At 56.1% G+C, this 20,381-nt stretch carries 13 protein-coding genes; 1 reads left to right on the forward strand and 12 read right to left on the reverse strand.

Annotated elements, in window-relative coordinates:
* Nucleotides 1–10: 10 nt before the first annotated feature.
* The 12 genes from pglZ to OP498_RS09605 form a co-directional block, all read right to left on the reverse strand.
* Complete coding sequence (pglZ, locus tag OP498_RS09550; protein WP_280553352.1) at nt 11–2,509, reverse strand: BREX-1 system phosphatase PglZ type A; 2,499 nt, start codon at nt 2,507–2,509, stop codon at nt 11–13.
* Entirely contained in the window at nt 2,506–4,386 is a 1,881-nt protein-coding gene (locus tag OP498_RS09555) for a DUF262 domain-containing protein (protein ID WP_280553353.1), read from the reverse strand. The genes pglZ and OP498_RS09555 overlap by 4 nt, the downstream gene beginning before the upstream one ends.
* Before the next feature lie 20 nt (nt 4,387–4,406).
* Nucleotides 4,407–7,904 (reverse strand): BREX-1 system adenine-specific DNA-methyltransferase PglX, encoded by a 3,498-nt coding sequence (gene pglX / locus OP498_RS09560; RefSeq protein ID WP_280553354.1) that lies wholly within the window; start codon nt 7,902–7,904, stop codon nt 4,407–4,409.
* 11 nt (nt 7,905–7,915) lie between these two features.
* Nucleotides 7,916–8,449: a hypothetical protein gene (locus OP498_RS09565; RefSeq protein ID WP_280553355.1), complete on the reverse strand. Its 534-nt coding sequence runs from the start codon at nt 8,447–8,449 to the stop codon at nt 7,916–7,918.
* A 5-nt stretch (nt 8,450–8,454) separates the two neighbouring features.
* Nucleotides 8,455–9,669: an ATP-binding protein gene (locus OP498_RS09570; RefSeq protein WP_280553356.1), complete on the reverse strand. Its 1,215-nt coding sequence runs from the start codon at nt 9,667–9,669 to the stop codon at nt 8,455–8,457.
* A 74-nt stretch (nt 9,670–9,743) separates the two neighbouring features.
* On the reverse strand, nt 9,744–11,414 hold the full coding sequence (locus tag OP498_RS09575) for a crosslink repair DNA glycosylase YcaQ family protein (protein ID WP_280553358.1): 1,671 nt from the start codon (nt 11,412–11,414) through the stop codon (nt 9,744–9,746).
* A gap of 40 nt (nt 11,415–11,454) precedes the next feature.
* Nucleotides 11,455–15,039, reverse strand: a complete 3,585-nt coding sequence (brxC, locus tag OP498_RS09580; RefSeq protein ID WP_280553359.1) for a BREX system P-loop protein BrxC — start codon at nt 15,037–15,039, stop codon at nt 11,455–11,457.
* A gap of 43 nt (nt 15,040–15,082) precedes the next feature.
* Nucleotides 15,083–15,673 (reverse strand): DUF1788 domain-containing protein, encoded by a 591-nt coding sequence (locus tag OP498_RS09585; RefSeq protein WP_348533481.1) that lies wholly within the window; start codon nt 15,671–15,673, stop codon nt 15,083–15,085.
* Nucleotides 15,674–15,690: 17 nt separating this feature from the next.
* Nucleotides 15,691–16,305 carry a DUF1819 family protein gene (locus tag OP498_RS09590; protein WP_280553361.1) on the reverse strand — a complete coding sequence of 205 codons (615 nt, stop codon included), beginning with the start codon at nt 16,303–16,305 and terminating at the stop codon, nt 15,691–15,693.
* Nucleotides 16,302–16,514 (reverse strand): helix-turn-helix domain-containing protein, encoded by a 213-nt coding sequence (locus tag OP498_RS09595; protein WP_280553363.1) that lies wholly within the window; start codon nt 16,512–16,514, stop codon nt 16,302–16,304. Before OP498_RS09595 ends, OP498_RS09590 begins: the two co-directional genes overlap by 4 nt.
* A gap of 311 nt (nt 16,515–16,825) precedes the next feature.
* Nucleotides 16,826–17,740, reverse strand: a complete 915-nt coding sequence (gene pcaQ, locus OP498_RS09600; RefSeq protein WP_280553364.1) for a pca operon transcription factor PcaQ — start codon at nt 17,738–17,740, stop codon at nt 16,826–16,828.
* Between the two features lie 175 nt (nt 17,741–17,915).
* Nucleotides 17,916–18,491 (reverse strand): plasmid pRiA4b ORF-3 family protein, encoded by a 576-nt coding sequence (locus OP498_RS09605; protein ID WP_280553365.1) that lies wholly within the window; start codon nt 18,489–18,491, stop codon nt 17,916–17,918.
* A 112-nt stretch (nt 18,492–18,603) separates the two neighbouring features.
* Between OP498_RS09605 and OP498_RS09610 the strand changes: the two genes are divergently transcribed.
* On the forward strand, nt 18,604–20,328 hold the full coding sequence (locus tag OP498_RS09610) for a DUF262 domain-containing protein (protein ID WP_280553366.1): 1,725 nt from the start codon (nt 18,604–18,606) through the stop codon (nt 20,326–20,328).
* The last annotated feature ends 53 nt before the right edge of the window (nt 20,329–20,381 follow it).

Genomic DNA, 20,381 nt, shown 5'->3' on the forward strand with positions numbered 1-20,381 from the left:
GCTATAACCCTCAGAAATCAAAATCGCTGGTAAAGGACCGCCGCATCAAATACCTGAGCGACTTGTATTCCTTGTAGTGGGAGGTACCGGCGTGCTGTTCTTCCAGCCGCAGGAAAACCTCTTGGCCGTTGGCCTCGTCCGCTTTGCGGCTCAGCACGAAGCGCACCTGAAGCTCCCGCTCGCGGGGGTTATCCGAGGTCAGGTCAAACGACAGGTCGTGACTGTCCGAAATCAACTCCCCTGACTGGGTATAAATCCCAGCCCGCAGGTGGCGAGGCTGTACTTTCTCGGTAACCGGCCCGGACTGATACAAGGTGACGGCCAGTTGGCCGGAAGTGATCACCGAGCTGGCCCCACGCAGGATGTCCACCTTAACGGCGCTGACATCACTCTGGCGCTTCTTGTTGACCTTCAGGACCGGAATCACAACCTCCTGAAGGGATGCGCCGCCATGCACAAAGCGGCTGCCAGAGCCTTTAAGGCGCAGCCGGTTGATGGACTTGGGAATCTGCACTTCCATATCGCCATCCAGCCCAAGCTGCTCGGACGAGAAGTGATGGAACGCCGGAGAGGCGGACAGCCCCTTACCCAGCACGAACCGACGGTCCCGGTAGCGAATATCATCGCCAAAAACGGCATCGCCCAGGAAATCACTCTCATCCAGCTCACGGTTCTGGTAAATAAAGCCATGGTCAGCGGTGATCAGCAGGTTATTGGCGTTGGCCGCCGTGAGCTTCTTGATCAGACGAATCAGGTCATCCAGGGTTTGTTCTGCGGCTTCAAAAGCCTGCCCCTCTGAATGCATCTTGTCACCGGTGTGATCAATGCGGTTGTGGTAGATGTACACCACATCGTTACCCTTGAGCAGCTCCCGGCTGTCGTCCCGGTTGAGCTGCATAAAATCCTCCGCCTTAACGGCCTGGCCCCGCCCATCCAGGGCGGCCTGCAGGATTTTAGTACGGTTGACCGTGCCCTGTGAGCTTTGGCCATCCACCAGTACCGTGCCGGTGTCATTGTCGGCGATCGCCAGGGACTTGTTGGGCAGCAGCGCCGCCATACCGAGCTGGGTATAGCTGGGAAGGGTCGAGAGCGCCGGTTCGAGCTCCCCGCTGTAGCGATCTTCCTGCCGGATAAGGCCCAGCAGCTCGTCACCTATCTCGTAGCGCATGGCGTCGGAAATGATCACGCAGATCCGTTTGTCCTTGCGCAGGTACGGGCGAACCCAGTGCTCGAAAAAGGCCTTTTGCTGAACGACCGGATAGGCCTCCCAGCGCGGCGCGGCATCCACGTGAACCTGGAAGCCGTCGCCCAGCTTGAGCAGATAGTTGTTGGAATACAGGTTCTCCACCTGCTCACTGAGCTCGCCCATTAACGATGCCTGGCCGGACATACGCACATGGTAGGTAAACTTGCGGTAGAGCTGGTCCAACTGGAACCAGGAGCGGCTGTATCTCTGAACACCGTCGGAGAGGCTTTCCATGGTGAGACGAGCCTCACCGAGCATCTGGACAAAACGGGCCGCAAACTCAATGGCTTCATACAGGTGGCGGAACTCCCCGTACCAATGTCCCTGTCGCCGCTGTCGCACCCACAGTGCCACATCGCCACTGGTGACCGTGCGGCCTACCACCGCCCGCACCAGGTCACTGATAATCTTCTGGTCGATTAGCCGGAAGTAATCCAGCTCAACCAGTTCCCGGAAGTCCCGCTTACCCAGATCCTGCTCAATGCCCAGCACCTCGGCACACTCGGCAGACAGGGTTTCAAACCCCTGCTCGAACTGCCGGCTGTCTTTCCAGCGCTTGAGGAACACCAGGGCGTCGCCGGTCAGTTTGACATCGCCATCGGTACCCATGGCGTAGCAGGACTTGAACAGCTCGATCACAAAGTCTCGCAGGCTGGGGGCACTGGCCTCGTAGCCGTAGAAACGGGTCAGTTGTTCCCACAGGAAGCTATCCAAGCCGCACCGTTCGATCAGCCTGATCCCATCATCGCGCTCTTCCGCCAGTTGCTGCAGCAGGGTTTCCACCACCGAGTCCATACGCGGCTCGCTACCGGCACAGACAGCCAGCATCTTCAGGCGCAGCTGGCCGGCAGTGTCGTCCGATTTCAGCAACTTCTTCAAAGCGTCTTTGCGCTTGATCGCCTGGAAAAATTCCGCGTGGGCCTGGGCGACCTCGGCGAACTCCAGGCCCAGCTCCAGTTCGGACAGCCAGATAGCCACCTGGTCAGTCCGGAACTCGCCGTGGGCCAACTGCACATCCAGCAACCAGTTATCCAGATCCTCCGGTTGCGGTCCTTCTTTGTACAGAAGGAACTTCTGGTCGGGTGACTCCCGCAGAACACGATATTTCAGACTGTACTCGTTGTTGGCGATTTCCAGCTTCTCCACGTGCGGGATGGAAACCGTCTCGAAATCACCGCGCAGCTCTTGCTTGGTGTCGTACCAGAAAATGATCCGGTGCTTATCAAACAGTCGCGTCAGAGCCGTTTGAATCTGGCTGCTCATGAGACCACCTCTTCCAGCTCTTCGTCTTCACTGTCAGCCACACTCTCCGCCGCCAACGGCGCGGACATGTAAACTCGGGATATCAAGCGCTGTTTTAGGGCTTCTCGCCTTGCCAGATAGAACGCCTTGAATGAAGTAAATTCCAGATCCACATTCTCGATGAGCAGATCACCAGGGGTCAGGTGCACATTCTGGTCAGAAAGCCATTCCTTCAAAGGGCGGTCTTTCTTCGCAAGGTTTTGCGAATGATTCAATAGGTGAAGATTGGGGATCGCATTCCAGTGGACTGGATTACGATAAAACGCCATCAACTGCTCGTCATCCTGCAGGAAGCTAGCTTTATTTAACAATTTCTTGTCAAAGGATGCCCTCGGGTGAAGGTGATCAATGTGAAAAACCTCTGAAACGTTCATTTCTGGGAACAGCAAATGCAGTAACGCGCGGCAGCGCCCCTCTCCGTGCTGCGTTTCCAGCAGTTTATCGAGGGTTTCTTCATCGAAACGCAGATCCTTGTTCGTCGCTTTGTAACGCTCGATGATGGCGGGCAACGGGAAGATATCGTTGGTGAGGTGTTTTTCCAGAACATCCCTCATGCTGCTTAAAATGGAGTCGGCTTGACCACCGAAGACCCCTTTCAACAGCGCCATGTAAAACCACTGACTGATTACCGCACGTTGCTCATGGCATTTCGCAAGATTATTAATTTTCCTGAAGAGTGGCTCTCCTGAAGAGCATTTTTTATACAAGTAGTAACAGATCGGAATAACAGCGTTTCTGGAGGTCAGGGACTGCGGCGTAATACCGAACCGCCGCACGAGGCGGAATGTTTCGGTAATACATTCTTTGATCTCGGGCCACTCTTGCTGGATTCGAGCAACCTGCTCGCCCTTGAAATTTCTCACTTTGAAACGGACATCGGCTTCCGTGAGCATCAAGCAGGTTTTCAACAACCAGTCACGCTCTATGTAGAAACCCATCTCCGTGTTCTGATGGATGTGCTGGGTCAAGTCGTCAAGCTCTTTCCGAAAATCTCCATCCCAGTGGGCAACGGCAATCGACATCAGCAGGTCAGAAAAGTCCAGCTTGGTGCCTCCGCTGTTGGTTCGGATAAATACATCTAAAACATGGTCGATTTGCTGACTGTTCTCATTGAAGTAGTGAATGATCCGCTGGGAACGGATCACGTCATAAACTTTCAGCAGTGTTTTTCGGGCAAAGGTATTTGTACTGAGTCCTCGTCGCTCGAGCTCTGGCATTACCACCTCCAAAAGCACATCATCGCTACTTTCGTGGTGTGGATACCTGAGTATTTCATGCATGCAAAGCCAGTGGTGGGCCGGGGTCTCTGCAGCCAATGAGTCTTTATATTGCCGGGCTGTGAGGAATCGGAAGTTGTAATACATCAGCGATTCATCGTCTTCCGATTCCAGTGGTGCTTTTAGTTCCAGATACAGCTTGCGGGGCGGCAACACCTTGTCGTCGCGAGTGCTAGGCCACCAAACTCTTGGCTTCTTGTACGCATATGTACCGCAAAGCCCAATGTAGAGGGATGTAAGACGCTGCTGGCCATCGATAACTGCCCTGAAATCCTTATAACTCGCATTGGTTGCAACGTGAGGGTTTTCCTCACTGAAACGCTGGCAGTAGGATTTCAGGAACTCGTAGAATTTGTAGTCGTTCTTGATGCCATCATCCTTGATCTCCCACATCATGAATGTGTTGATGGGGTAACCCCGCATGATGGAGTCGAACAGCACGCAGATCTGATGGCTGCTCCAGACGAACTTCCGCTGTATTGCCGGCAACAGATAGTCTCGCTGATTGATGGCATCAATCGCGTCTTTGATAGTAATGGCCTTTTCGTACTCACCTGCCATGCCGACAGCTCCTTACTGCTTCAGGACAAGCCTGGAATTTTCTTCAAGGCTTCGCCAAATTTCGGATAATTGGCCTTCACCCCGTCATCGAGATCGATTTCCACCTGTTCGGTAGCCAGGGGATAAAGTACATCCCGCTCGTAGTCATCCAACTCGGCTAGGATTTTGTTGATCTTCTCGATCTCTTTCAGGGCCTTGGTCTTCTCGCCAGGAGAGGCCCCGGCGCTGATGCTGACTGCTTCCAGATGGTTCTTCCGGGCTTGCAGCTTTTCATCTTTGAAATCGCGCAAATACTCCAGCACCGTGCCTACGGTGTGAGGCTGGTAGCGGTGCATGTAGATCAGCGCGCTGAATGAGCCCTTGGGAGAGGAGAACAGCCAGTAGATGGGCCGTTTCTTGTAACGGCGCACGTGGTCGTTGTAGAAGTCCTTCAGGAAGTACTTGCGGATGTCCTTTCCTAGTGCCTGCTCGACAAAGCGGAGGTTTTCCTCATAGTGTGCTTCGCCAAAGGCGATGCGCAGAAATTCACGGAAGCGCTCGGTGATGTCATCGGTGAACCAGTCACCGTCGAGCATGGGAATGACATTGTCATCGTCCGCCGGAAAGCTCGGCTCCGGGATTTGCTTCAAGTAATCCTCAACAGTTTCGCCCTGGTTGGCCAGGATCAGCCCCGGTTTGTCCAGCGCGTAGCGGCCGAACATACAGCCAACGGCGTAGGAGACCAGCTCGCGCATGGTGTCAGCCAGAAGAAGTGACTCCAGCTCGTCCTCACTTTTGTTGTTGCCGTAGCGGTAGTGAGGGTTGCAGGTCAGAGTGATATCCTCCAGCGGTACATCTGGGGCCAGCTCATCCTGCAGACTATAAGCGTCGATAAAGATGCGGTTATTATCTTCCTCTAACCGTCGCATTTCCTGTGCCATCTCTCGCCAGTAGGCGCGGAGGTTCTGATAGGAGGCGTCTAGACTTGGCTGACGGTAGTTAGGATTCAACAAAGGCAATCTCGTGAAATCCCAAGAGGTTTCGTATGCGTCCCAGTCGCTTCTGGCAATATCAATGCACTGTCCGCAGATTTCAATGATGTTTTGCGATTGGTTACCCAAAGGAGGCACCACGAGCATATCAAAGTAGCCTGAGAGAAGATTAACCGTAGGACTGAGCGCAGCGAGTTCCTTGGGAGCCAGATTACTATTCGAAAAGGCCAATGACTCTCTCAGATCTTTGGGGCTATCTGAATAGACGCAAAGACTTGCACTTTCGAATATCGCTCCCTCTGGATAGTAGCGGAACGAGCCTGCCGGACTAGAGATTCGCGTCCACGCAAAACATTCTCTAAAGTAGAACTCACGTGATGGCAGCTTGTTGCCCGACCGCGCTAGCCGTTCAAAACCTTGCCTGTCATAGGTGATCACATGCTGAAGATTGCCATACCACTTCCGATACGGGCCGCCTTTGATAAGTGGCGCCCACCGAGCTCCTGATGACCAAAATTCCTCAGCGGACTGCGCTCCGGATTTCGACGATGCAAGGGGAACTTCCCAGAACTGCCTAATAAAAAGTTCATTATTTCCCGTGTTTAATCCATCTCTTGAGATGACCTTATCCTTTATCGGCGTCCCATCCTCGAAAAGACTGAAAAGGAGGGGTGACACCCAGTATGCGACAGGAGCACTCGAAATTTTGTTGAAGTCATTTGAGGAAGCCGTGAAACGAAAAATAGAATTTTCGTTATTGGAAGCATCAATCAGGGCATCTCGTTTTACCTGTTCGTTCCCACCTTCTACTAGGCGGATATAGGTGCCTCGTGACCTTAGTCGCCTTTTGTGCTCGAATACAAAAGCTGCTGTTGAAACAACAGCTCCGCCGATCGAGTCAAAGGCCCGCTCACCAAGATGTGCCATTGTCACAATATGATTTTCGAGCAGTAGCTCACGCCGAAGCTTTTCGAACGTTGATAAGAACATCCAGCCATGCATAGTGATCATAGAGAAAAAGCCAGCGGGAATTGACAACTGCCCGCACCTCTCAATGAACATCGCATACAAATCTGCTCTGCTCTTTGGGTATTGTTTCTGAGTCCAAGATGACAGCGCTTCATTTGCGCCACCACGACCCATATAAGGAGGATTCGCCACTACCACATGATATTTCGGCGATAACGCCTCAACCATGCGTAGCACCTCCATTAGCCGCTCGTACAAAACTTTCAGCAGCATATCAGAGCCGAAATCTCGCGCTTCCAGCGCCCGCAGAATCACGGCCGGTTCGCGTAACTTCGGCACGATCAATGAGCCGAAGTTTCTCGCTTGCTCAAACTGACTCAGCGTCTCACGCAGTTCGTCCGTAAAAAGATCCTTACCCACCAAAGTTGATACATCCTGCATCTCGGTTTCGGTAAAAGTCACGTTTTCCAGGACGACAACATTCGGCTGCACCGGTTTTCGAAAGAATCGGCGCTGCTTGGCTCGGGCCTTCATGGTCAGCGCAAAGGCAGCCAGCTCGCCGGCACGCTCGTCGATCTCGATGCCATGGAGGTTCTGTGTCAGAATCTTTTCCGGGATTTCGGACGGCTCGTGGCCTTCCTCCTCATAAATGGCATACAGCAGATCGAAGGCATAAGTCAGCATGTGCCCCGATCCACAGGCTGGATCGCAGATCTTGATTTCTTCCGGGCTGCTGATACGCAGAAAATCCGTCTCAGGCTCTTCCGGCTTAATGTAGTAATCCATCTGCTTAATCAAGCCAGAATCAGGACGGTTGAGCATCCAGAGGCGGCCTAGTGAGTTCTCCACCAGATAACGCACAATCCAGTGCGGCGTGAACAGCTGGGTCGCCGCCGGGATATTCTCAGGAGTAACCTTCTTGTTTTTCTTAAGATCAGCGAATACCTGGTCTTTCTTCTCGGAGATATAGAACTGATACAGCCAGCCAATAACCTCGACATCTTCACAGGCATCCGGCGTCATGGCCTCGCGGGTATAGGCCAGGATCGAGTTGCCTGAGAGTAGATCATCCGGCATCAAAAGTTCGGTGTAGTCATCAATACGCTCGAACAGGAACGGCATCGCGTTGTACCAATAGTTACAGGCCGCGACGACCAGAAGGCGATAGGCTTCCCCCTGCGGGTCCTGACTTGGTGTCTTTCCGTCCAGCAGTGCGAAGATCTTCTGGCGGGTTGACTCCGACACCATGTCTTCATCGATATGGCCCATTTTGGCATCAGCCAGGATTTCAGGCTGGAACTGCCCCTCAGCAGGGGAAACAATGCCAATACGGTTGTAACGATTCACATCCATGAAACGCAGGGCGCAGAAGCGGTTGAACCAGATGTAGGCCACCCGCTCGATAATCTGCTCTTTGCCTTGGTCGTTTACCGCCTCTTCCAGCTTTTTAATCGCCTGTGGCCTTTCTCGCCGAGCGGGACTCTCGTCGGCCAATACCAATTTTAGCTTGGCGGTAACCTGTTCGAGGAGGCTACGGCGAGCGAATTGGGCGAACTTTTTTAGCTTTCCAGTTTCCACGATTACTATCCTCAAACTTGTGCATCGGCTATGCGTGATACAGGCCAATCTGGAAATGTTTTGTTCCAGGTATCAACCGATAATACGACACAATCAGATATGTGCTTTCGTTTCCACGCCTCAAACGATTCACAGCGAATGTCTGCCATCAGCCGGTCTTTGAATCCAGACAAGACTGCTTTTTGTTTCTCTGAGTCGAAGGCATCCAGGCCTATCAGGACAATGTATTTGAAAGGCTTTTCATCTTTTTCCATCAGATGAAGATAAAGGTAAGAATCTCGAGCCTTTGGAGTTAGCTCTTGTGTCAAGAGAGAGTTGTCCGCAAGGCTTTTGAGATATTGATTTCTGTTCACATCAGGGCTTTTTGAATGCGAAGGATCTTTTATTTCAATAAGGAGGATGTCCCGCTCACGCTCGATTACAAGATCAACAAACTTCATGCGAACAGGAAGTTTAACGCCCTGCCTATCCAGCTCGTTCCATTCAAGCCCTTCCGGGAAATTGAACTCAAGATCAGCATTTTTCTCTGCTTTGTAAGCTGCCATTCAAACTACCCCAAAGCCCTTTTTACATCTGCGTCATAGAGTTCAGCAAAAGCATTTGAAATAGCAGACTTGCTAACCCCGTCGTATTCATCAGTTGTTTCAATATAAACTTCGCCAACACCCTCTTTGCAGTATAAAGAGTGATAGCGCACGTGATCCCCCGCCCCTTTATCAGAAAGCAGGTCCAGCCATTTCAATAAGACATAGTCATGCGTTCCGATAATGACTTGCTGACCGTTTCGAGAAAGCTCCAAGAGTACCTGCACGAGCTGTTTCATCAGCTTGGGGTTCATATTGGATTCGGGTTCGTCCCAGAACAGTGGGCCACTCGACCCAGGAGACAGCACGCCGTTGCTCAGCAACCTGTGCAGAATACCGATCTTCCTGAAGCCCTCCGCTGTCATGCTGCTGGAGTACTGACGACCGCTTTCTGCGACGAACTCCGTCACGGTGGAGTCCTGATACGCTTGGGCGGACTTGGAATTGGTTCGTTTAGGCGAGGGCTTTTCCCGATATTCACCTGGCTGGAAGCAAAAACCGCCGTTTTCCCATTGATAGCGCCCACCAATCAGACTGACCAATTGCGGAATAATCGAATTCAACCTCGGATCTTCGTTGACTCGCACTTCCAGGTCTTCGTCACTGGCTTTTGCCAAGGCCTTGGCAAGATCCACGTAGCCATCATCAAATATCAGCTCAACCGTCTTCTGGTCGTGAGTTTCGTCGGCCATGCCCTTGACCAGAGAGAGCACCTCTTTGGTTGGGATGAACACGGGCTCAGCCCGGTACTTAGCGTAGCTTTGCGAATTCTTGATCGAAAGCTCAGAGGAGTTGTTGAAAAAGGTCGCGTTGACCTTCTGCCCCCCTGCAAACTGTGCGGTTAAAATGGCGTGCTCTCTGGCCCCATGGAGGTGCATCTTCCCGAGCTTGTTATCCAGAGGCATGAACAGGCGCAAAAACTTGGCAGTCAATGCCGCTTCGAGCTCGGCTTTACCGAGATCCGGCTTGCTCTTGAAAAACGATGCGCCGGCACAAAGCCCATAGGCCGCCTTGAGCAAGTGTGTTTTGCCGGTACCGTTTTCGCCAATGATCACGTTGATCTTGGATGAGAAATCGATGTCCAGATCACCGAATGACGTAAAGTTTTTGAGTTCAAGCCGGTCTATCATCATTACTTCCCGATTGTTCACTATCCCCTGATCCAGCACCCGGTCGGCCACTGCCCTCACTTGCACGCGAAAATACGCGCGGCGCTCGTATCCGCTCGTATTTTTCGTGCGCCGCACGTATTTTATCAGCTTCGCTCATATCGGGTCCCCTTCCCCTGGCCTACCGGGCGTATCACGCCCTTGTCTTTCAAGCGGTTGAGCAGCCGAGTGGCCTGGAAAGGGCTGATATGGCACAGATCGGCGGCATCCGCTCGTTTGATGCTGCCGTGGGTATCGATGAAATTCAGCACCATTTGCTCCTGTTGGATGGCATCGAACCCCGCTTGGCGAACGTAGGCCGCCTTCTGTCCCGCCCCCCGGTACACCTTGGCGCTCAAGGTGTAGGTGCGGCCCTTGCCGGTGCCGTGGGCTTCCACCATGCCGGCTTCCACCAGCTTTTCCAGGGTGCCCCGGACCACGGTTTCGGGCTTTTGCACGGATTTGGCCAGGTCCGCCGTTCTTAAGCGCCGCTCATTGCGCAGCCGGGACAGGATAATCAGGCTGTCGATGGGCATGGCGGCGCCGGTCTGTTCCTCGCGCTCGACAATCATGCGCAGGAACTCGGCGTCCGCGTCCGCTGCGCTCATGCGCACGGAGACGGTGTGTGCGGATGACATGGAGTAGTCGGGTGCAGTGCGTCCGTAGCGGAGCATGCCCTCGAAGATCCGGTCGATGCCCCGGCCCGTACGTTCGGCCAGGCCGATGCGCTTTATGATGTCGGCCAGCAGTGGGTTACGGGAGCGGGGGTCGGCCACCAGCAGGTTGTCCAGGTTGACGCCCTCCACAAAACCACCGGGATTGCTGATGCTCAGGCCGTCATCGTCCAGTTTGACGTGCACGGCGCCCAGAGCACTGTAGTCGCGGTGAACCAGGGCATTCACAAAGGCTTCCCGGAAGGCCCGGCGGTCAAAGTTGGGGATGGGCACGCGAAACAGCCCGACCTGAATCTCCTCTTCCTCCACCCGGGCGCGGAACAGCACCTCGACTTCTTCGAAGGTCTCCAGCAGCGGTTTGCGGTAGAACTCATTGACCAGGACATCGGTACCGCGCAGCACCTGAAAGGCGACTTCGTGAGAGGGCAGGTGTTGCCGGAGCTGCATGTCGTTCCCCAGCAGCAGCAAACCCGCCACGGTGGGGTGGCGCTGGCCTCCCACGCTCACAGTCAGCCCCAGGGCGCCGTCCAGCTCATCGTCCGCCAGGGGCATCAGGCTCTGGTCGCCGCCGTACTTCTTGATGGCGTTGCGGATTCGGATGCGCTGAATCGGATCCAGGTCATCAACCGCCAGGTTTTCCACCGGCAAGGCCGAGGGGTCGGTTACCCCCAGGCTGGACTGGCGTTGAACAAACTCATGGGGGTAGAAGGGCACGGCCTCTGGAGTTCCGTCCATTCTCAAGCGCCGACGTTGCAGCAGGCCATCCGAGGTGGACACCAGCTGCCGGGATTTGGGCACCTGGATCCTGGCAACAGGTTGCCCTTCCAGCTCAAGGGCCTCAACGCGCACGGCCAGTGAGGGAATGGTCTTGTTGGCAATCAGTGCGGGCAGGCCGGCGAGGTTGCGGTGGTTGGCATGCAGCCCGGTCGGGGTGCCATCGTCTTCAACGCCCAGGAACAGGTCGCCGCCCTCGGTGTTGGCCAGGGCCACCACCGCGGCTACCAGGTCCCGGTCCGGCAGGCTTTTGACGTCGCTCTTGAACTCGACGGCGAGGCTTTCGCCACCGCGGATGAGCGCCCGGATTTCCTGTTCGGCTTCGTGCATGGCTATCCCCAACATCGACCGGTTAGACGGTTCGGCACGCTCAGATCTGGACCTTGCGGCCTTGCTGGATTTCAACCAGCAGGGCCTCGCGCAGGGCATTCAGGTACCGGTCCACATCCTCCTCGTCGGCCAACCAGGCCTTGTCGAACGCGACACGGAGGTTGCGGGTGTGAACGTAGTCGGCGGGCGGTTCCTTGATCTCGTGAGGGCCCCCTTCACTCTGGCCCCCTGGGGGCTGATCGGGGTCGTCTGCCGGTGCTGATTTCTGATTGGCCAGCGCCACCATTTTGCCCAGCAGCTTCTGGTAGCCCTCTTCTTCAAAGTACCGGGTCCGGTCCTTGATCACGGCAATCAGGCGCTCCTGCCCAATGTAATCGACCAGATCCCGGAACGGTTTATTGAGTTCCTCCTGACGGGGCTCCGGCAAGGACTGATATTCGCCCATGCTTTGCATGCGTTCCTGCATGGTCTTCAGGGACGTTTCTGCCTGAGCTCGGGTTTGCTGTACTTTCTCGTCGATGCGCTCCTGCAAGCTATCCAACTGGCCCTTGAGCTGCTGAATGCGATTCCCTTTGTAGCAGTTGGGGTCGTTCAGGATGGTGCGGATCTGCTCGATCTCATCCCCGGACACATAGATAAAGTTGGGCTCCTGGTTCTGCAGGAAGGACCGAGCCTGGTTATAGATGTCTTTTTGTGAACCGCCCATAAACTTGCGGATGGGGTCGATGACATCTTCTTTCAGGTCCAGCAGTTGATCTTCCTGCTTGCCCAATTCCGTCAGGTGCCAGGTGTAGGGCTTTCCGGCCACTTCTTTCAGCGTCACCAGGGCAGGTTTCAAGGCATTGAGAAACGGGTACTGGTCGACCTGCGCTATCCGCCGATCCAGGTCGTGGTACATGTCCTGGAAGGCTTCGCCGGCCTCTTTACCCAGGGCCTTGGCTTCGCTGCTGCGGGGCGGGCTGTCGAAGAAGTCCTCATAGAACGACTTGAGGGCCCGGACCTGAGAGGCGGTGAACTCAATCTGTGGTTCCAGCACCACGTTGCCGTGGCCGTGAGTGTTACGCAGGGCGCGCTCCAGCTCGCTGTCCTCCAGGATATTCCCGTCGAGACGAACTTCCACCTTGCCACGGGCACACAGGTTGGCCAGGGTGCAGAGAATCGCGGCGTAATACCAGCCATAGGGTTTGCGTTCGAACTTTTCCAGCAGGCTCTTGAGGGTGGTGCGGACACCGCCCCGGTTGTTGCTCTGAATGAACGCCAGCACCTCCTGCTCGGATTCCGCCAGAGCCGTGGCGTCGTTACCGAAAAGGCCATCCTCTGTACGGTTGAGGCAATTGCTGATGTCGCTTTCCGTGTAGGAAACGCCGCGCAACATGCGGAGGTTGGGGTAAGCCCGTGAAATCAGCTCATGGAAACCCCGAATAATGCGGGTCTGGGGGTCCTCATTCGCCACTTCCACATCGGCGCCACCAATGAGCAACTTGGACTTGCCAATGAGGGTCTGAACCTGTTGCCGGAGCCTGGCCTCGCGCTCACGGTTCTGGAAGCCCTTGTCATTCAGGATCCGCTTAACTGCTTCCTGCTGGGTAACGGAAATGTTCTGCTTGATGTACTTCTCGGTGCGCTTGAACATGAGCAAATCGCGCACCAGGCGCTCGTCGGACGGCATGAGCACGAACAGCTCGTCCGCCTTGTAGGTCGAGGCTGTGCGTAGCATCTGCTCGTTGTCAGTATGCTCGTGGAACGGGCTGATGACATTGATCGAGAGCTCGTATTCACGCCCATGCAGACGATCATCCAGTTTGCGCGAATAGGAGTAGTCCTGCCCCTGGTTTTGGGAGGAACCGGCGTCATAGCGGATTTTGCGCTGTTTTATAACAAAGTCGAAAACGATCTTTTCCAGCTCGTCCGCAACGTCCGATGACTCAACCTCTGTGTTCTTGATCTCCTGCTCGACGTCCTTTTCCTCGTCCGTCAGGTACTCGTACTGGTCGCCGTTGCGCTGTATGTAGGTCTGTTGCTCCAGAAGGCTCAGGGCTTCTTCGACCTTGGTGCGAAGTGCCGGCAGATCCTGATCGAAGGCATCCAGCATCAGCACGCAAAGGTTGCGCACCGTGGGCTTGAATTCCTTGACATATTTGACCAGGAATAGGGCCTTCAGCAGCCGGATGGCGAAGGCATTATCGAGGTGGTTTTCGGCCTGAATAATCGCCCGCTGTATTTGTGACTTCAGTGCAGAGCGGATGCCTTCAAACATCAGGTCAAAGGTGGCCAGCTGACCCACCTCATGGTTGCTGATGTGGATGGCCACCTGCTGGAAAACCCCCAGCATGGAGCGCTCACCGACAGAACTGTGTTTACCCTCGAAGGCGTTGTGCTCGGACAAATTCTGGATCGCTGACTGGAACAACGCAAACTGATAGGGGACGAAGGGATAGCTGTGGATAAAGTGCTCCCTATCCCGGAAGTTCCGGTAGGTAGCCGATCCATCCGCAAAGTCAAAGAGCGTTTTGAAATTGTTCGCTTGCGCGTGGTAGACGTCTGACAACTGATTGACGCCTTCTTCGGTCTTGGTCAGTAGGCGCTTCTGGATGACCTCAGCCACGTCCGCACTGGACAGCTTCATTCGATTCCTAAAGCGCGCCTGGATTTTTGAGAAGTCATTACCCTGCTGCTTACCTTCTTCTCCCACAACATCTTTCATCTCTTCCTGAGCAGTGACGATAATCCAGGCCCGGCCCCGACACTTGGTGGCGAGGCTCTCTGCAATGGTTTGCAGGTTGGTCATAAGCTTGATGTTGTCGGCAATGTACTGGCCAACCTCGTCCACAAAAAAGTTCAGGCGGAACTCTTTGTGGACGCCCTCGTTTGCCTGATTCTCGATATAGGCATTCACATTGTCGGCGAAGTCCTCAATCGAGACTCGGTATTCGCTGCGGTACTTGTCGAGGATGCCTGCTGCCGACTGCTGGTCTCCGCCAGTCACAGCGGCGTAGGCTTTGGCAATATTAGTCCCTTCCAGCAGGGCCTGCTCTCGGCCTTTCTGCCAGGAGCGGCCAGCAATGGCCTCATACTCGGCTTTGAACTGTTCGTACAGGCCACGACTGTCCAGATCGCGCTCAAACTGGGCAATGTGCCCTTGTTTGCCATAGTAGCCGCACATTTCGTCGAAGACTTTAACGAACACGGCCAGAAGTGCATCGATCTGGGTTTTGCTGATGACATCCGCTTTTTGGTCGATGTTGAACAGAATGCTCTTCGAGGGGATGGAGACTGCTCGCTTTAGATCGCCCCGGAGAATTTCATTCTCGCTGCATTTGGGAAGGAACAGGTCCAGGGTTGAAGCACTATCCATCTCCCTGTTTTCCAGCACCCTGTTTTCAAGCAATAGCGCCAGCATCTTGAGCAGGTGAGACTTACCCGAACCGAAGAAACCGGACACCCATACACCGTTTGCTCCTTCGTAATTATTGTAAGCATCCAGGAACTCCTCCAGACGCTTTTCGACTTCGTTGGTCAATACGTATTCTTCAATCTCGAGGCGAAGACTGGCTTCATCGTCGGCTTTTATAACGCCTTCGATGGGGCGGTCAACGGGCTTTAGAAAAATGTTCTTCAATGTCATTGCACTTTCCCTTAATGATTACGCCTCGAATCGAGTCGTCCGCTCAGGCTTCGTAATGGAAAATGTTGAACGCACGGTAGTACTTGTCGTCATGCAACCTGCCGAACAGGTCCAATGATGCACCAGTTTCCAAGGAGTGAGTGTAGGACCCTGGGAAAAACATCACCGTTGGCTGGTCTTTGGCGGTGCTTTGTAAGTTGTTGAGCACGTTATGGGAACGTATGTAGGGGAAGACTTCACCCACCCCTGAAAGAAACAGCACGTCAAACTCAATGGATTGGAGTTTTTCCGCAATAGCCGGCACCAAATGAGCTTCCGGGTCCAGCACTCCCTGTAACAGTTCTTTCAGCTGATCCTTTGAAGCCGTGGGCTCAAGCTCCAACACCTGGTTCCAGATATCTCTTTCTTTCAAAATATCGACGGCCAGGTCATACAGATTGATGCTAAGGATCCGGATGCCCGACTGCTCCAGTCGGTTGACCAGCTGCCGCTGAAGACGCTCCATTTCGACGGCTTCTTCCGGCCGGTAGGGGCAGATGAAGAATGGTACTTCATTGCCTAGCCCCTGCTTGTTCAGAAATCGCTGTCCAGAAACGACGCTGAACAGGTGCTGGAGTCGGTCCGGCATCGGCACCTTGGCAATGTCCTTTCTCACTTTGACATCTCCTTGATACCTGATTCATAGACTGGAAAGTACAGAAACTCGTCAGGGTTGTTCTGACGAAGTAACTCAACCAGCCTTGGGCTTAGTAGTACCGCGTTGATGGTTTTGTCCTTAGCTAATAACCCAGCCTCCCGCAGCATTCTGAACAGGACCTGCCGCAATTTATTGCGCGTTGAAGCGCTTGTGTTATCAAGTTCTTCATGCCATTCCGATTTACGGTTATAGAAGGCGTCGAAATCCTCAAAGCTGAGGTCCAGCTTCATCGCGACAAACCGTTCATGGAGAACGTCCACCGCAAAATCCGCGATAAACCGATACAGACGGCACACTGCAACCCATAGGAGGTGAGCCTGGTCCTGGTGGTTTGCCTCCGGAAGGAAAGCCAGTTCACCATCGTTCAACGTCTTCAAGCGCGCAATCGCCTCTCTACAGGTACGCTTTGCCGTACTTTCAGTCCTGGCCTGAAGCAAGTTGCCGCGCAGCGCTTGAGCCCGTACCTCTTCCCAGTCACGGAGTGACAGGTACAGCTCGGCCAGCTTCACCGATTCGCGATGATACAGGCTGCCGGACGTGAATGAGATGCGGTACCTTCCTTGGGTCATTCGGAACGCTCACCCTTGCTAGGCGTTTCGGCGGCTCCACCGGCTTTGACCCACTCATCTACCTCGATTTTTTTGAACTTCCAAAAGCGTCCCATGCGGTGGGCGGGCATCGCATGCTTTTCGATCCAGCGGTACACGGTGTCATTGCTGACACCAAGGTGCTTGCCTATTTCGTCTACGGATAACCAGCGATCTTCCATCTGGGCCATGTTTTCGCTTCCTATGGGCGATGGTGTTGCCTCCTCGCCTGAGGCGGCACGGTCTCGTGGGCGGAACAGCCTTGTGGAAAGTACCCTCTCCTATGTGGTTGCACAAGCATTGGTTTTATATGCTTTGATCGGTACAGACCCGCATAGGCCTGCACTGGCAACCAAGTTTTTTAAGAAATTGCTTATCTTCTTCTGGAGGTTTTTGGCGGAGAGCAAAGCTAAGCCCCCTCTAATGCTAAGCATAATTAGGTATCGTTGAGAACGGCTTCATACTCTGTCTCGGCGAATATCTAGACAGGTTTCAGGAAAAGCTAACGCCCGGCGGCTACCACCCTCAGCGTCTCGCAGAACCCCTCCAAGGCCAGGGAAGGTTCCAGGCTGCTGTTGGTACAGAGCCCCACCGAACCGCCCTGCTGCTCCAGCGGCAGGGCCAGCTCGCAGAGCCGGCCCTCGTCCAGGGCGTCGCGAACGGCCTCTTCAGGCGCCACCCAGACGGCGTCACTCTCCAGGGTGTAGCGATGGCTCAACGGCAGCGAAAGGGTCTCCAGCTGACGCCCCGGCAGGCGCAGCGAGTGGCGCACACAGAAGCTGTCGACCTGCTGGCGCAGGGTGGTCTGAGGGGGCGGCAGCACCCAGGCATAGTCCTCCAGCCGGTGGGCCTCGAACGGCTCGACCCCGGCCAGCGGGTGCCCCCGCCGCGCCACCAATATCAGGCGCTCGTAGTAGAGATGCTCGAAGGCCAGGTCGCGGATCTCTCGGGCCTCGGTCATGCGCCCCACCACCAGGTCCAGTTCGCCGCGGCGCAGCCGGGACAGCAGGAAGGCACTGGGGCCGGTCACCACATTGACCCCGGCCTCGCCGACCTCGGCCTGCTGCCAGCGCCGGATCGCCTCGGGCAGCAGGCGGCTCTCCACCGTGGAGAGCGCCCCCACCCGCAGCCAGCGAACCGTGGCGTGCGCCTCGCCCAACGCGCTGACGCCCTCCTCCAGGGCACGGATCGCCGGGCCGGCATGGCGCAGCAGGGTCAGGCCGGCCTGGGTCAGCGCCACCCCGCGGGAGGTCCGCTCGAAGAGCGCGGTGCCGAGGATCTCCTCGAGTTCCTTGATGGTCTTGGACATGCCCGGCTGGGTGATCGCCAGGCGCTCGGCGGCACGCGCGAAGCTGCGCTGGCGGGCCACCTCCAGGAAGGCCTGGAGGTGGCGCAGCTTGATCCGGGCATTGAGCATTCAGGCCTCCGGTTGGCGGGATGCGAGCAGCCGGCGGGTGCAGGCCATGGCCGCCAGGCTGATCGCCAGGGTCGGCAGGAAGGCCAGCGCCACGACCCCCGGGAGGTCATAGAGCCCGCCCCCACCACGGTGATGACGAAGACCAGAAGATAGCCGAAGAAGGGCATGCCGCCCATCAGCCGTGGCAGCGCCCGCCCCGTCGAAAGCCGGCCTGGATCGGCGCCAGCATGAAATCGATCTCTTCTTCGTCCAGCGTTTCCGGATCGAAGTGGCCGTCCGCGGCGTCCAGCAGCATCTCGCCGTGCTCATCGCCGCGGCCGGCGGCGGCCTCCTTGAGCGCCTCGAACCCGCTGATGCCGCCGATATCCTCCGGCGGGCAGGCCATGGCGCCGTCGATCAGCCGCGGGCAGGGGTTGGTCTCGGCGAGGCCGGTCGCTTCCACCACGATGCGATGTATCCAGTCGTCGCCGAAGTCGTAGAGGTAGTGGAAGGTGTTGTCCTTCAGCCGCGCGGCGATGATCTTGAGCCTGGCATTGCGCGCCAGCGCGATGGGCCGGTCGCTCCAGTCGTCCGGCTCGCCGTAGTAGCGGCCGTTGCACTCGAACTCGAAGAGGTGACAATCCTCCCAGCCCATGGCGGCCTGGATGACCTCGTGCAGACGGTGCAGGTTGATCTGCTCCGGCACCAGCACGCGGCGCCAGACCAGGGGATCGGTGTCGAGCAGTTCGATACGCAGGCGGGTATCTGGCATGGTGAGAGTAGTCGTTGTTGCCGTGTTTATGGTGGATGCTGACTGGCTCTACAGACACTGTAGCGGCAGGTAGACTTGATAAGTTAAGCCCAATGATCAGCGACGGTACGCCATGGCGACGATGAATTTCAATACGGCCAACCAGACCCTGCGCCAGCTGCTGGGCAATGGCCTCACCTACCGGGTACCGCCCTTCCAGCGCGACTACTCCTGGGGAGAGGATGAGTGGGAAGACCTCTGGCAAGATGTGCTGGGTCTGTTCGAGGAGGACGGCGAGCCGGCCCACTACATGGGCTACCTGGTGCTCCAATCCGCCGATAGCAAGCACTTCGACATCATCGACGGTCAGCAGCGCATCACCACCCTGAGCGTGATGATCCTGGCGGGGCTGGGGCTCCTGCAGATGCTGGTCGAGGCGGGACAGGATGCCGATGACAATCGTCGTCGCCAGGAGCAATTGCGCAACAGCTATATCGGCTACATGGATCCGGTCTCGCTGATTCCGCAGTCCAAGCTGACCCTGAACCGCCACAATGACCGCTTCTACCAGACCTACCTGGTCCCCCTGGAGCGTTTGCCCCAACGGGGCCTGCATGCCTCGGAGCACCATCTGCGCAAGGCGTATGGCTGGTTCCGGGAACACCTCAAGGAGCATATCGGCAGCGAAGACGGCGGCGGCCAGCGGTTGGCAGCCTTCATCGACAACCTGGTCGACAAGCTGTTCTTCACCGTGATCACGGTCACCGACGAGCTCAACGCCTTCAAGGTGTTCGAGACGCTCAACGCCCGCGGCGTTCGCCTCTCCTCCACCGACCTGTTGAAGAACTACCTGTTCTCGCTGGTCAGCTCCGCCTCGACCCATGAGGCCGAGTTGAAGGCCCTGGAGGACCGCTGGGAACGCATCGTGGGTCTTCTTGGCAGCGAGAGCTTCCCCGAGTTCCTGCGCGTCTACTGGAACAGCCGGCATCGGCTGGTGCGCAAGGCCGAGCTGTTCAAGACCATACGCCGCCGCGTCAGCGACCGGGAAGGTGCCTTTGGCCTGATCCGCGAACTCGATCACCATGCGGGACTCTATGCGGCTCTGCGGGATCCCCAGGACCCGGGCTGGAACGAGCCGGAGCAGCGCGCCCTGGAACAGCTGCAGATGTTCAATGTGCGCCAGCCGCTTGCCATGCTGCTGGCCTGCCACCGGCGTTTCTTCGAGCAGGAACGGGAAGTGTTCATCCGTATCTTGCGCGCAATCGCCGTAATCGCATTGCGCTACAACGTGATCTGCAGCCTGCCGACCCATGAGCAGGAGCGAACCTACAACGAGGTGGCCTGGAAACTAGCGGAAGGCGAGATCGGCAACCTCCGGCAGGTACTGGCAGCGTTGCGTGGCGTCTATCCCGATGATCGCCAGTTCAAGGCCGCCTTCACCGAGAAGGCACTGCGCACCACCAGCAGTCGCAACCGCAAGGTGGTGCGCTACATGCTGTTCGAGATCGAGCGCCAGCGTAGCGGTCAGTCCTTGGACTTCGAGAGCCCCGCCTATAGTTTGGAGCATGTACTGCCTGAACATCCGTCAGAGACCTGGACGCATATCCCAGACGGGAAGCTGGAAGGGCTGATCTACCGTCTGGGCAACATGACGCCTCTGGAAAGCCGGGTGAACCGGGATATCGGCCATGCCGACTTCGATGAGAAACGCCGTGCCTATCTCGCCAGTGACTTTCAGATCACACGGGCAATTGCCGAACAGAATGACCACTGGGACGAGAGCCGTATCGAGGCCCGCCAGAAGCGGCTGGCCGATATCGCCGCCGGGATATGGCGGGTCGACTTTGTCGATCACTAACCTGGCTTCAGGCTTGCGCCTCCACGACGAAGGCCCATGGGGGACGGAGGCTT

It is taken from the genome of Halomonas sp. 25-S5 (assembly GCF_029889845.1).
Taxonomy (GTDB): domain Bacteria; phylum Pseudomonadota; class Gammaproteobacteria; order Pseudomonadales; family Halomonadaceae; genus Halomonas.